This window comes from Cupriavidus sp. SK-4 (genome assembly GCF_000611125.1).
GTDB classification, from domain to species: Bacteria; Pseudomonadota; Gammaproteobacteria; order Burkholderiales; family Burkholderiaceae; genus Cupriavidus; species Cupriavidus necator.
The window spans coordinates 181,801-195,708 of the sequence record NZ_JFJW01000057.1 but is presented as its reverse complement, the minus strand read 5'-3'; the positions used below and the strand labels follow the sequence as shown (position 1 = coordinate 195,708).

10 protein-coding genes and 1 pseudogene are annotated in these 13,908 nt (G+C 66.2%); 3 read left to right on the top strand and 8 right to left on the bottom strand.

Features of this window, described 5'->3' with window-relative positions:
* Positions 1–47 precede the first annotated feature (47 nt).
* From fdhF to CF68_RS12110, 5 genes and pseudogenes are all read right to left on the bottom strand, one after another.
* On the bottom strand, positions 48–2,861 hold the full coding sequence (gene fdhF / locus CF68_RS12130) for a formate dehydrogenase subunit alpha (protein WP_035818920.1): 2,814 nt from the start codon (positions 2,859–2,861) through the stop codon (positions 48–50).
* A gap of 9 nt (positions 2,862–2,870) precedes the next feature.
* Positions 2,871–4,578, bottom strand: a pseudogene (locus CF68_RS12125) (NADH-ubiquinone oxidoreductase-F iron-sulfur binding region domain-containing protein).
* Positions 4,579–4,759: 181 nt separating this feature from the next.
* On the bottom strand, positions 4,760–6,079 hold the full coding sequence (gene oxlT / locus CF68_RS12120) for an oxalate/formate MFS antiporter (RefSeq protein ID WP_035818918.1): 1,320 nt from the start codon (positions 6,077–6,079) through the stop codon (positions 4,760–4,762).
* Positions 6,080–6,757: 678 nt separating this feature from the next.
* Positions 6,758–6,976 (bottom strand): hypothetical protein, encoded by a 219-nt coding sequence (locus CF68_RS12115; RefSeq protein WP_013953323.1) that lies wholly within the window; start codon positions 6,974–6,976, stop codon positions 6,758–6,760.
* A gap of 146 nt (positions 6,977–7,122) precedes the next feature.
* Positions 7,123–8,046, bottom strand: a complete 924-nt coding sequence (locus CF68_RS12110) for a LysR family transcriptional regulator (RefSeq protein WP_035818915.1) — start codon at positions 8,044–8,046, stop codon at positions 7,123–7,125.
* Between the two features lie 321 nt (positions 8,047–8,367).
* Here CF68_RS12110 and CF68_RS12105 point away from each other — a divergent pair, with 321 nt between their 5' ends.
* The 3 genes from CF68_RS12105 to CF68_RS12095 all read left to right on the top strand — a co-directional run bounded on the left by CF68_RS12105 (position 8,368) and on the right by CF68_RS12095 (position 10,471).
* Positions 8,368–9,309, top strand: coding sequence for a LysR family transcriptional regulator (locus CF68_RS12105; RefSeq protein ID WP_035818912.1), 942 nt, complete (start codon positions 8,368–8,370; stop codon positions 9,307–9,309).
* 104 nt (positions 9,310–9,413) lie between these two features.
* Complete coding sequence (locus tag CF68_RS12100; RefSeq protein ID WP_035818909.1) at positions 9,414–9,719, top strand: hypothetical protein; 306 nt, start codon at positions 9,414–9,416, stop codon at positions 9,717–9,719.
* Between the two features lie 164 nt (positions 9,720–9,883).
* The gene (locus CF68_RS12095; RefSeq protein ID WP_035818906.1) at positions 9,884–10,471 is read left to right on the top strand and encodes a TetR/AcrR family transcriptional regulator; all 588 of its coding nucleotides are present in this window, start codon (positions 9,884–9,886) and stop codon (positions 10,469–10,471) included.
* A gap of 30 nt (positions 10,472–10,501) precedes the next feature.
* On the opposite strand, the gene CF68_RS12090 is transcribed toward CF68_RS12095, so the two are convergent.
* From CF68_RS12090 to CF68_RS12080, 3 genes are all read right to left on the bottom strand, one after another.
* Positions 10,502–11,515, bottom strand: coding sequence for a tripartite tricarboxylate transporter substrate binding protein (locus CF68_RS12090; RefSeq protein WP_051591503.1), 1,014 nt, complete (start codon positions 11,513–11,515; stop codon positions 10,502–10,504).
* 77 nt (positions 11,516–11,592) lie between these two features.
* On the bottom strand, positions 11,593–13,170 hold the full coding sequence (locus CF68_RS12085; protein ID WP_035818904.1) for an AMP-binding protein: 1,578 nt from the start codon (positions 13,168–13,170) through the stop codon (positions 11,593–11,595).
* A 282-nt stretch (positions 13,171–13,452) separates the two neighbouring features.
* On the bottom strand, positions 13,453–13,890 hold the full coding sequence (locus tag CF68_RS12080; RefSeq protein WP_035818900.1) for a PAS domain S-box protein: 438 nt from the start codon (positions 13,888–13,890) through the stop codon (positions 13,453–13,455).
* Positions 13,891–13,908 lie beyond the last annotated feature (18 nt).

The following is a 13,908-nucleotide window of genomic DNA, read 5'->3' as shown; positions in this document are numbered from 1 at the left end:
GCCTGCGCTACCCGCGCAGGCGGCCCCGTCAGGGCTTGCCGTTGAACCTACACCGCCAGGATCTGCCCGCCGCCGTAGCTCGACTGCTCCGGCGCCTCGCCGCCCAGTGCCATCTTCACCGCGCAGTACTTGAACTCCGGGATCTTGCCGAAGGGGTCCAGCGCCGCGTTGGTCAGCTTGTTGATCGCCGCCTCGTAATAGCAGAACGGCACGAACACCGCGCCGCGCGGCGTGCCGGCGTCGGCGCGCGCGTACAGCGTGACTTCGCCGCGGCGTGATGCCAGCGTGACCACGTCGCCCGGCTTGCCGCCCAGCGCGTCCAGGTCCAGCGGATGCACAAGCGCCACCGGATCGGGCTCGATCGCATCCAGCACGCCGGCACGCCGCGTCATGCTGCCGGTGTGCCAGTGCTCGAGCTGGCGGCCGGTGATCAGCACCATCGGGTAGTCGGCATCGGGCCGCTCGGCTGCCGGGATGATGTCGGCCGGCACGAAGCGCCCACGGCCGGTGGCGGTCGGGAAGCTGTCGATAAAGATCACCGGTTCGCCCGGGTCGCCCTCTTCCTTGCACGGATAGGTCACGGCGTGTTCGCGCTCCAGCCGCTCCCAGGTCACGCCGCCGATGCTGGGCATGGCCTGGCGCATCTCGTCGAAGACCTCGGCCACGCCGTCGTAGTGCCAGTCCAGCCCCAGCTGCGCCGCCATTTGCTGGATGATCCACAGGTCCTGGCGCGCCTGCCCCGGCGGGTTCAGCGCCTGGCGGCCGAGCTGCACGGTGCGGTCGGTGTTGGTGAAGGTGCCGGTCTTCTCCGGGAAGGCCGAGGCCGGCAGCACCACATCGGCCAGGTAGGCGGTCTCGGTCAGGAAGATGTCCTGCACCACCAGGTGGTCGAGCGAGGCCAGTGCCTCGCGCGCATGCTCGGCGTCCGGGTCTGACATCGCCGGGTTTTCGCCCATGATGTACATGCCGCGCACCTCGCCGCGCTCGATCGCCTGCATCACCTCGACCACGGTCAGGCCGGGCTGGCGGTCCAGCGGCATGCCCCACAGCGCCTCGAAGCTGGCGATCGCCAACGGGTCGTCCACGCGGCGGTAGTCGGGATACATCATCGGGATCAGGCCGGCGTCGGACGCGCCCTGCACGTTGTTCTGCCCGCGCAGCGGATGCAGGCCGGTGCCGGGGCGGCCGATCTGGCCGGTCATCAGCGCCAGCGCGATCAGGCAGCGCGCGTTGTCGGTGCCATGCACGTGCTGCGACACGCCCATGCCCCACAGGATCATCGAGGCCTTGGACGTGGCATACAGCCGCGCCACCTCGCGGATGACCTCGGCCTCGATGCCGCACACAGGCGCCATCAGTTCAGGGCTGTACGCCGCGACATTGCGCTGCAGCTCGTCAAAGCCGATGGTGCGGCTGTCGATGAAATCCTGGTTCACCAGGTCCTCGGTGACGATGACATGCATCATTGCGTTGAGCAGCGCCACGTCCGCATCGGGCTTGAACTGCATGAAGCGATGAGCAAAGCGCGCCAGGTCCGAGCGGCGCGGATCGGCGACGATCAGCTTGGTGCCGTTCTTGACCGCATTCTTGATCCAGCTGGCCGCGACCGGGTGGTTCACGGTCGGGTTGGCGCCGATCACGATCACCACCTCGGCCTTGTCGACATCCATCACCGGATTCGATACCGCGCCCGAGCCGATCCCCTCCAGCAGCGCCGCCACCGACGAGGCATGGCACAGCCGCGTGCAGTGGTCGACGTTGTTGCTGCCAAACCCGGTGCGCACCAGCTTCTGGAACAGGTAGGCCTCTTCATTGCTGCCCTTGGCCGAGCCAAACCCTGCCAGCGCGCGCTTGCCGTGGGTGTCGCGGATCTGCGCGAGCTTGCCGCCGGCCAGCGCCAGCGCCTCTTCCCAGCTGGCCTCGCGGAACACGTCCATGACGTGGTCCGGGTCCATGACGAAATCGCCCTGCTTGGGCACGCCTTCGCGGCGCACCAGCGGCACCGTCAGGCGCTGCGGATGCTGCACGTAGTCAAAGCCGTAGCGGCCCTTCACGCACAGCCGCTCGTGGTTGGCCGGGCCATCGCGCCCTTCAACGAACAGGATGCGGTTGTCCTTGATGTTGTAGGTCAGCTGGCAGCCCACGCCGCAGTACGGGCAGACCGAGTCCACCTGCTTGTCCGGCACCGCCAGCGCGGCGTCGCGCGCGGGCATCAGCGCGCCGGTCGGGCAGGCCTGCACGCATTCGCCGCAGGCCACGCAGGTCGACGCGCCCATCGGGTCGTCCATGTCGAACACGATGCGGGCTTCGTCGCCGCGCAGCGCCAGGCCGATCACGTCGTTGACCTGCTCGTCGCGGCAGGCGCGCAGGCAGCGCGTGCACTGGATGCAGGCATCCAGGTTGACGGCGATGGCCGGGTGCGACAAATCCGCCGCCACGCGTTCGCGCGGGGCAAAGCGCGGCTTGCCGATCTCCAGCTTCGTGGCCCACTGGTCCAGCTCGTTGTGGCGGGTGTAGTCGGTCTCGGGCATGTCCGACTGCAGCAGTTCCAGCACGGTGCGCTGCGCACGCAGGGCGCGCTCGGACTCGGTCTGTACCTGCATCCCTTCCGCGGGAAAACGGCAGCAGGACGGGGCCAGCACGCGCTCACCCTGGATCTCGACCATGCAGGCGCGGCAGTTGCCGGCCGGCTCGAGGCCGTCCTTGTAGCACAGGTGCGGGACGTCGAAGCCTTCACGCTGGGCCACCTTGAGCAGGCTTTCGCCGGGCTGGGCGCTCACTTCACGGCCGTTGAGCGTGAAGGTGACGGCTGGCTCGGCGGATTCGACAAGCGCGCGTTCGGCGCGGGTCAGTGCATTCATGTCAGTCTCTCAGGCCAGTTCGTGCGGGAAGTACTTGATGACGCAGTCGACCGGATTGGGCGCGGCTTGCCCCAGCCCGCAGATCGATGCATCGCGCATCACCGCGGACAGGTCATCCAGCGCCGACAGGTCCCATTTCGGCTGGCGGATCAGGTCGAGCGCCTTGGCGGTGCCGGTACGGCACGGTGTGCATTGCCCGCAGGACTCGTGCTTGAAGAAGTGCATCAGGTTACGCGCCGCCTGCGTGGCGCTGTCCTGGTCGGACAGGATAACCACCGCGGCCGAGCCGATAAAGCAGCCGTAGGGCTGCAGCGTGTCGAAGTCCAGCGGGATGTTTCCCATCGATGCCGGCAGGATGCCGCCCGAGGCGCCGCCCGGCAGGTAGGCGTAGAACGCATGGCCGTCGAGCATGCCGCCGCAGTATTCGTCGATCAGCTCGCGCACAGTGATGCCGGCCGGCGCCAGGTGCACGCCGGGGCGTTTCACGCGGCCCGAGACCGAGAATGAGCGCAGGCCCTTGCGCCCGTTGCGCCCCTGCGAGGCAAACCACTCGGCGCCCTTCTCGATGATGTCGCGCACCCAGTACAGGGTCTCGAAGTTGTGCTCCAGCGTGGGCCGGCCGAACAGGCCCACCTGCGCCACATACGGCGGGCGCAGCCGCGGCATGCCGCGCTTGCCTTCGATCGACTCGATCATGGCCGACTCTTCGCCGCAGATATAGGCGCCCGCGCCGCGTCGCAGTTCGATCGTCGNGGCGGGGGACTGGCGGGTCTTGCTGCAGCCGCCGCAGTTCTTCCGCCAGCAGCTCGCGGCAGCCGGCATATTCGTCGCGCAGGTAGATATAGATCGCTGACACGTTGACCACCGTCGCCGCGATCAGCATGCCCTCAAGGAAACGGTGCGGATCGCGTTCCAGGTAGACGCGGTCCTTGAAGGTGCCGGGCTCGCCCTCGTCGATGTTGACGGCCATCAGCCGCGGCGCGGGCTCGTTCTGCACGATGCGCCACTTGCGCCCGGTCGGGAAGCCTGCGCCGCCCAAGCCGCGCAGGCCGGAGTCCTCCATCGTGCACAGCACGGCGGCCGGGTCCAGGTCGCCGCTGGCGAGGGACTTCAGCAAGGCATAGCCGCCGTCCTTCTGGTAAGCGTCGTAGCCGATATAGGGCTCGGGCGCATGGCGCACGGCCTTTGCCTGCACGGCGGCGTCGATGGCCTCGGCCGTGGCGGTGTCGACCGGATTCTGCCCGACCAGCGCCGCGGGCGCCTTCTCGCAGCGGCCGATGCAGGGCGCGGCCACCACGCGCACTTCAGTGCCGAGCACCGCGGGCAGCTTGTCAATCAGCGCCTGTGCGCCCGCCAGCTCGCAGGCAATGCCTTCGCATACGCGCACGGTCAACGCCGGCGGCGGTGCGATCTGGCCGTCGGCGTCCTCGCGCACCACGTCGAAGTGGTGGTAGAAGGTGGCGACTTCATAGACCTCGGTCATCGACAGCCGCAGTTCGCTGGCCAGCGCCACCAGGTGCGGCATCGCCAGCTGGCCGTAGCGGTCGTTGATGCAGTGCAGGTGTTCGATCAGCAGGTCGCGCCGGCGGGGCATGTCGCCCAGCGCCACGCGCACTTCGGCCAGCGCGGCCGTGTCGACCTGCCGGCCCTTGGGCTGGCGGCGCTTGCGCTGCCGGCCGAGCCCCGTCGCCTCGAGAGGAATGACAACCTGGTTCATGGCGTGCCTGGATTCTGTTTGTGGGTATCCGATGTACGATCAGGAAGGCGCCCGATGGGCCGCCCTCCTGTCGCGCTTTGTAGTTGTCGTATTGTGCTACCGGGCGCGGCGTCTGTGCAGGCATCGCAGCCGCCACGTCCGGGTCCTGCCGGCGCCGGGGGGCGCCGTACTGCTTTCTTCATCAGGTCAGGTCTTCCGGCACGGTACGGTAGCCCATCGGTGCCGAGGCATTGGCATGCACATACTTGCGGGCATGGGCCTCGCGCATCGGCTTGAGCACGAACAGCGCCATCACCGCGGTCAATGCCGCCATGCCAGAGGCCACCATGAAGACCGCATGCCAGCTGCCCGTGGCAGTGGTGATCACGCTGGAGAACGGCACCAGCAGCGCGGCCGTGCCCTTGGCGGTGTACAGCAGGCCCGCGTTGGTGGCGGCAAACTTCGGCCCGAAGGTGTCGCCGCAGGTGGCAGGGAACAGGCTGTAGATCTCACCCCAGGCAAAGAACACCACGCCTGTCAGGATCACGAAGGCAACCGGATGGTGGCCGTACTTGGACAGCAGCAGGATGCCGATGGCCTCGACCCCGAAGGCAAAGAACATGGTGCGTTCACGGCCGATATGATCGGAGATCCAGCCGAAGAACGGGCGCGTCAGGCCATTGAGCACGCGGTCGATGGTCAGTGCGAAGGTCAGCGCCGGCAAGGTCAGACCGAGGATCGAGATCGGGGCGTCGTGCAGGCCGAAGTCCTTGGCGATCGGGCCGAGCTGGGCGGTGGCCATCAGGCCGCCGGCGGCCATCATCACGAACATCGCGTACATGACCCAGAAGATCGGCGACTTCAGCACCTCGCGCGGCGAAGCGTTGTAGGTTGCGGCAGCCTTCAGCGTGGACTTGACCTCGCTCAGGATCTTGGCCGACGGCGGGTACAGGGCCATGCCCAGGATGAACACGATCAGACCCTGGCCAAGACCGAACCACAGGAACGCGGCCTCATAGCCCGAAGTCTTGATCATGTTGGCAATGGGCACCACGGTCAGCGCGGAGCCCGCGCCGAAACCGGCTGCGGTAATCCCCGCTGCCAGGCCCCGGCGATTGGGAAACCATTTCAGCGCGTTGCCCACGCAGGTGCCATACACCGCGCCCGCGCCAAGGCCGCCGATCGCCGCCGCGAAGTAAAGCATGGGCAGCGAGGACGCCACCGAGTTCAGGGCCCACGCAATCGCGCACAGCAGGCCACCGCCCACCACCACCGGGCGCGGGCCGTACTTGTCGACCAGGTAGCCTTCAATCGGCACCAGCCAGGTTTCCGTCACGACGAAGATGGTGAAGGCCACCTGGATCGCGGTGCGGCCCCAGTGGTACTTGTCGTCGATCGGGTTGACGAACAGCGTCCAGCCGTATTGCATGTTGGCGATCATCGCCATGCAGATCACGCCGAATACCAGTTGCACCCACGGCGACGCAAAGCGCGACGTGGACTCCCTCTGCTGCAATTCCATGATGTCTCCTTATAGCGGCTTGCCGCCAAGGTGGAAGATGGGCGCCTATAGACGCCTCTGCGTGACTCTCAGTCAAAGAACAGCTGAGCCGTTCTAGTGCTATACGGTATGTGATATATCAGGTAAGTCAAGCGTATTCGTCGCGGCCCTGCAGCATGAGACCGCGGTGAGCGACGCCTGGCTGGCCGTTGCTGCAATGCGACTGGTGCGCACACTGCATCAATGGCCGGTCCGACAGCATCCGGAGTCGTTAGAAATCAAGCAGTTGCCACGCATCGGCGCATCAATCCGCCGACTGCTGGCACCCGCAAGAATGCCGGGGATCGCGCTTGGGAAAAATCGGGAAAACGATGAGTTGGGGAAAGTCCCTAGATGCATACATTAATGTATGGCGACGCATGTATGGCCTTGGGAACGATGTCGGAGGAGGCGCTGCAGGCACGGCAGGGAGCTGCCGGATCGGGGCAGGCGGCGCAAGCAAGGGTTGCGCGGGGCGATCACTGGCAGCGATCAGGAGGAAGGTGGTGGCGGCCGCAGGTTCGCGCGGAACCCTGCCCTGGCTCGCGGCGAATGCCGCAGATCAGGAATCAACCGGGGTACTGCCACAAGGGATGCCGGCCGCTACAACCCTTGCCAGATGCGCTGTTCAGCGCGAAAGGCGCATGGCGCCTGCGCGCATTACGCGTAAGCCAGTTCACCGGCAGCGGGCACGATGCGCGACGGACTGGCGCGGCCCACGCCATCGCTTTCCTGGTTCGAGCCCAGGCCGGCGAAGCGACCATGCTCCTGCGCGGTCACCAGCACGTCCATCGGCAGGCGCGTGGCCAGCAGCGTGGTCACGCCGACACCAGCAGCAATCAGGCCCAGGCCAAGAGCGAAGAGAAGAGCGACTTCCATTTGAAAACTCCAATAGCATTGTGGTCAGGAGTTTTCATTATATGCTGCACTGCACTATGTGTAAATATCATGTATGTGATATATCAGTAGAAGTTTTGCACTAATACAACGAAAGTCGCCCCAATGCCCCAGATGAGCCTATGGCCTCACACCGTGGTCGTTTCACGACGCGCCACTGGTGGCTCCTGATACTCCTGGCCACGCAAGGCATCCCAGATTGCCGCGGCATTGGGCTTGAGCGAACGGCTCTTGCGCCGAACCAGCATCACCGTGGAAGTCACCTGCGGACGCAGCGGCCGCATTACCGCCGCCGGATTCATGCCGCCAACCTGCGCACGCGACGGCACCACGCCGATGCCGAGGCCCAGCGCCACCATGCCGAACACCGCCGCAAAGTGGCCAAGCAACTGCAGCGAGCCCGCGCGCACGTGATAGCTGCTGAGCGCCTTCTCCACCGCGGGCTGCATGCCGCACTGCTGGTCCAGGGCCAGCACGCGGGCATCACTCAGGTCACCCCACCCCACCGCGTCGCGCATGGCCAGCGGATGCTGGGCGGGCAGGACGGCATGGTAGGCATCGACGCACAGCGGTTCACAATAGAGGTCATCGCTTGGCTGCGGATCGGTGGCAATGCCGAAGTCCACCTCGCCGCTGCGCACGCTCTGCAGCACCGACTCCTGCGAGCGGTCCTTCAGGTGAATGGCAATCGCCGGCCACGCTTGCCGGCAGCCGGCCAGCCACGTCGGCACCGACATCGAGCTGAGCACCGGATCCGAAGCGATCTGCACCAGGCCCTGGCACGGACGGCTGGCGCTCTGGCTGTCGCGCAGCGTCTGCTCCACCTCTTCGATCAGATGGCAGATGCGCTGCGACAGGTGCTGGCCGGCATCGGTCAGTTCCACCTGGCGCGTGGTACGGTCGAACAGGCGCTGGTCGATTTCATCTTCCAGCTCACGCACGCTGCGGCTGACCGCGGATTGCGTCAGGCCCAGCTCAACGGAAGCACGCGTAAAGCTCTTGTGCCGCGCCACTGCGGCGAAGGCCTTCAGTTGGGGGAGCGAGATATTCATGACCTGCCCCCCTGCCCGGCACCGGCGTGGCTGAGACGGAGCCTGTCTTCAGGCATGGCGGGGTGTCGCGTTGCACGCACCGTTGCGTTCAGTCCGGTCACGGTAGTCTCCTTGTGTTTTTTTGTCGTGGCTGTAGGCAGCCATCGTTGTTATCGGCCATGCTTGTGGCCATTGGCGGGCTCCTGGCGCAAGCCGGAGAGCCGGATTCGGGGGCGGGGCAGGCAAATCCGACGATTGATGCTACTTGAATCTAAGATCAGCACTGCATAAAGTTTTTTATCGTTTATATAGCCAATCGTTTATATATTGCACGGAACGAGGATGAGGAACGCGACACTGCGGCAGCTGAAGGTCTTTGAAACCGTTGCCCGCCATATGAGCTTTTCACGCGCTGCCGAGGAACTGCACCTGACGCAGCCCGCGGTATCGACCCAGGTGCGGCAACTGGAGCACCACGTGGGGCTGCCCCTGTTCGAGCAGTTGGGCAAGAAGATCTACCTGACCCCGGCGGGCCATGAGATGCTGCATTACAGCCGCAGCATCATCCAGCAGTTCCGCGAGGCCGAAGACGCTATGTCCCAGCTCAAGGGCATCTCCGGCGGCCGGCTCAATGTGGCGGTGATCAGCGCCGGCGACTATTTCTTTCCGCGCCTGCTGGCCGAGTTCATGAACCGCCATGAAGGTGTGACGCTGAACCTTGCCGTGCATAACCGCGAGGAATTGCTGCACCAGCTGGCCGGCAACCTGACCGACCTGGCGGTGATGGTGCGCCCGCCCGAAGGCATGGACACCATCAACGAGGCCTTCGCCCCGCACCCCTATGTCATCGTAGCTGCGCCCACCCACCCGCTGGTCGGGCAGCGCAATATTCCGCTGGCGGCGCTGACGGACGAAGCCTTCGTTTCACGCGAGAAAGGCTCGGATACCTGGAATTCGATGCAGGAAGGCTTTGCTGGAAAGCTGTCCAATATGCGCATCGCGATGGAGATCAAAAGCACGGAGACCATCAAGCAGGCGGTGATCGCCAACATGGGCATCGCGTTCCTGTCGGCGCATACGGTGGGGCTGGAGCTGCAGGCCGGCAAGCTCGCGGTGCTGGACATCGAGGGCTTCCCGGTCATGCTCAACTGGTACGTGGTGCACCGCAAGAACAAGCGGCTGCCGCCGGTGGCGCTGGCGTTCAAGCAGTTCCTGATGGAGGAAGGCGCGGGACTGATCGAGCGCATCACCGGGGTGGAGGGATTGATCCGCCAGAATGCATAAACGATTAGTTATGGTTTTGCTATGAAACTTTAATTATCGTAAATCATTGGGGGTCCCTATGCTTGTCTCAACCCAACCGCTACCGCGCATCTCAGGAGACGAGCATGAACCAAGCCCAGCAGGAAAGCCGCCAAGCTGCCGTCACGGTCGGCACCGATAACCAACCCATTCCGCGCGACACCCAGCTCGCCGCCTACAACGCCGCGTTTATCGAGCTGGGCCTGCGCTTCCGCTGGGACGCCGAGATGTATGAATGGCTGTGCGGCATCGAATGCGAGAAGGCGCGCGTGGCCCGCTATATCGAAGAACACCACGCGCACCTGCTGGCCGCCTATGACGCCGCCTTTCTGAGCACGCTGATCTTCGAGAAGAAGAACGAATACCTGCGCGCGGTCGGTCATCTCAACTGAGGGGGCCGGTCAGTTCACGGCGAGGCGCGCGAGCGGCCTCGCCTTTTTTGCCTGGCCCGCGTGTCCCTCAGGCGAGGTCACCATGCCTGTGCACCGCGCAGTCGTCGTAAGATTCGGCATCTACACTCACGCGCCCGGCACTTGCCCGGCTTGCCGCCCGTTTCATGCCGACTCGACGCACCGACGAAGAATTTGCCCACGAACTGACCCGGCTGCTGAGCACCGAAGGCGTGTCGTCGCTGACCATCGGCGAGATTGCCCGACGCATGCGCTGCTCACGGCGGCGCCTGTACGAAATCGCGCCGACCAAGGAAGCGCTGTTCGTCGGCATCTGCCGCGACGTGCTCGCTGATAACCTGGAAAGGGGCTTTGCCGCGGCGCGCCGCGAAAGCGATGCGGCGCGGGCAGTGTCCGCGTACCTGCATGCCGCGCTCCACACATCGGGACTGAGCAAGGCCGCGCTGGCGGACCTGGATGCGATCGACAGCGGCCGGGCGGCATTCGACGACTACCAGCTGGCGCGCGTGCGCGGGCTGGAGAGCCTGCTCGAGGCAGGCATGCGGCAAGGGCTGATGGCGCCTCACAATCCGCGGCTGGTTTCCGAAGCGATCCTGGGCGCCGCGTACCGGCTGCGTAATCAGCAGTTCCTGAAGGAAACCGGCCTGAAGATCGGCGACGCCTTCAGCGAGTTCTACGAGATCATCCTGAACGGCCTGCTGTGCCGGCCCGAAGCCGGCGCCGGCACCTCCTAGCCGCGCGCCGGATCGGCGGCGCCTGCCCTGCTATTGCGGCGGGATGTTGGCGGCGCGGATCACGCGGCCCCACTTGACGTATTCATCCTGCACGAAGCGGCTGGCCTGGTCGGGCGCTGCCACCACCGGGATCAGCGCCGCGGCATCCAGCGTGGTGCGCAGGTCCGGGTTCTTCTGGGCCTGGTTGATGACCTCGTTCAGCCGCGTCACCACCGGCGCCGGCGTGCCCTTGGGCACGAAGGCTGCCATCCATCCGACGACCTCGAAGCCGGGGACGCCCGATTCCGCAATGGTGGGCACGTCCGGCAACTGCGGCGCGCGTTTCGCGGTGGTTACCGCCAGCGCGCGCACCTTGCCCGATTTCACCTGCGTGACCGCGGCGCCGATGTTGGCGAACAGGAAGTCCACGTGGCCGCCTATCAGCGCGGCCATGGCTTCGGACGGCCCGCCGTAGGGCACGTGCGTGTACTCCAGTCCCTTCACGTCCTGCTTGAGCAGTTCCGCCGACAGGTGCGCCGAACTGCCGACACTGCCCGACGCGTAGTTCACCTTGCCGGGCCGGGCCTTGACGTATGCCAGGAACTCGGCAAAGGTCCTGGCCGGGAAGCTGTTGTTCACCAGCAGCACATTGCCATTCAGCCCGAACACGGCCACCGCCTGGAAGTCCTTCAGCGGGTCGTAGGGCGTCGCCGCGATCAGGCGCGGGTTGATCGCATGGGTGACGTTGGTGCCCAGCAGCAGCGTGTAGCCGTCCGGCGCCGAGCGTGCCACGAAGTTGGCACCGATGGTCGCGCCGGCGCCCGGCTTGTTCTCCGCCACCAGTGGCTGGCCCAGAGCGTCGCCCATGTATTTGGCGAAGGTGCGTGCGGTCAGGTCGGTGACGCCACCCGGCGCGAACGGCACCACGAAGCGGATCGGCTTGGCTGGGTAGGGGTCGGCGGCGTGCACGCTGGCGCAGGCGAGGCCCAGCGCCAGCAGGCATGCCCGCGCGGCATTGAGCGCCCGGGCCGGCCGGATTGCGTTGAAACGTGAGCGGATTGCCATGATGGTCTCCTCCATTGTTGTCGATCTTGTAGGCAGCCGGCCCTCTTGCGGGGCCGTGCGGCATGCGGTGGCCGCGCTCAGGCCACCTGCCTCTCCTGGCCGCCCCAGTAGCGGCCGCGGATAGCCTTGCGGTCGATCTTGCCCAGCGCAGTCAGCGGCAGCTCATCCACGAACACCACCTGCTTGGGCGCATTGACCACGCCCTTGTGCTGCGTTACGTGACCGATCACATCGGCCTCGGTGAGCGCCGCACCGGGCCGGGCCACGACCACGGCGATGACCGCTTCGCCCCACTTGGGGTCGGGGATGCCGATCACCGCGGACATGGCGATGGCCGGGTGCAGCGCCAGGCAATGCTCCACCTCGCTCGGGTACACGTTGAAGCCGCCGCTGATGATCATGTCCTTGGCGCGGTCGACGATGTACAGGAAGCCCTCGCTGTCGCAACGGGCCATGTCGCCGGTATGCAGCCAGTCGCCGGCAAAGACCTTGGCGTCTTCCTCGGGCCGGTTCAGGTAGCCCTCCATCACCAGCGGACCGCGCACGCACAGCTCTCCGACCTCGCCCGGCGCGACTTCACGCAGGTCGAGGTCGAGCAGCTTGACCTGGTTGCCCGGGATCACCTTGCCGCACGAGCGCAGGCGCTCGGGGTTGTCCGGATCGTGGTCGCGCTGGCTCAGGTAGCTGATGCACATCGGCACTTCAGCCTGGCCGTAGACCTGCCCGAACACCGGACCGATGCGGCGCAGCGCGTCAGCGAGACGCACCGGTGCGATCGGCGCCGCGCCGTAGAGCACCAGTTCCAGGCTGGAGAGGTCGGCCGCGTCCAGCCCGTCGCAATCGAGCAGGCCATAGATCTGCGTGGGCACCAGGAAGGTCAGGTTGATCCGATGTTCGGCAACGCGGCGCAGGAAATCGGCGGGACTGAACTTGTCGCACAGGTAGATGGTGCCGCCGCGCAGCAGCGTCGGCAGGAACAGGCTGCCGGACGCGTGCGAGATCGGCGTGGTCACCAGGTAGCGGATCTGCTCCGGCCATTCGTAGCTGGCCAGCATGTACTGCAGCACCGTTACCGTGGTCCGGTGCGTATGCAGGATGCCCTTGGAACGGCCGGTGGTGCCGCCGGTATAGGCCAGCCGGCTGATTTCCGTGGGGTCGTCGCCCGGGACCACGGGCGCGTCATCGAACGCAGCCGCCGCATTGGCCAAGCCAGGCCCGAACTCGCCATCGTCCAGCGGCAGGACCTGCAGGCCGGCGCCAGCCGCCAGCACGCGCGCCCGCTCGGTGAAGCGGGCGTTGTCCACCACCAGCGCCCGCACCCCGGCATCCTGCAGCACGAAGGCGTGATCCGCCTCCGATGCCATCGGATGCAGCGACACGTTCTTCAGCCCGGCCAGCTGCGCGGCGATGATGGCGGCGACCGCTTCGGCGCGGTTGCCCACCAGGAAGGCCACGGCATCCTGGCGCGCCAGCCCGCGGGCGGCAAACAACCGCGCAATGCGCGCGCACTGCCGCGCGAGCGCCTCATAGCTCAGCGTGGTGTCGTCGCCGACGATGGCGGGTACGCCGGGCCGGGCGCGCAGCGCGGCCGCATAGAGCTGGCCCACCGTAGCGCCGCCGTGGACCACCGCAGCGGCCGAAGCTTGACGGGTCATGTTGTCTCCTCGGATCTGTCTTTGTCAGGGCTCCCAATGTAGGAGGCATTCGGTACTCAGTCAACAATTCTAGTACCGAAAAAGCCAGGATCGGGTACGCCAAAGCGGCGCTGGAAGCGCAAGCTGGCCACCTATTCGGGAAAACTCGGGGGGACAAACGAGACCTGCGCGGCCGCCTCCGGCCGGAGCCGCCGCGCAAACAGGACATAGCCAGGACCAGGGCCTGGCCACCGGGCCGCCGCGCTGGGCGGCTGGCCCGGGATCACGGGGAAGGCACGCGCCTCAGGCCTGTTCCTTGACCTGGTTTTCCAGCTCCACCAGCCGCTTCTTCAGCGCCCGCTCCTCCTGGAAGCGCACGGTCTCGTCGCGGACCACGGCGACGATGCCGGTGATGGCGCCCGCGTCATCCTTGAGCAGCGCCACGGTGAAGGCGATCGACATGGACTTGCCGTCCTTGTCGATCGCGGGCACCTTGAGCAGGTCGTGGCCGTAGCGCGTGATGCCGGTCGCCATGGTCTTGTCGTAGCCCTCCCAGTGCCGCCCGCGCAGGCGCTCAGGGATGATCAGGTCGAGCGACTTGCCCATGGCCTCCGCCTGGGTAAAGCCGAACATGCGCTCGGCGGCGGGGTTCCATAGCGTGATGGCGCCCTTGGCGTCGGAGATGATGATGGCGTCGCCGATGGCGGACACCAGTTGCGCGTAATCGATCTGGTCTGTCATGGGGATTCCCTCGTTATT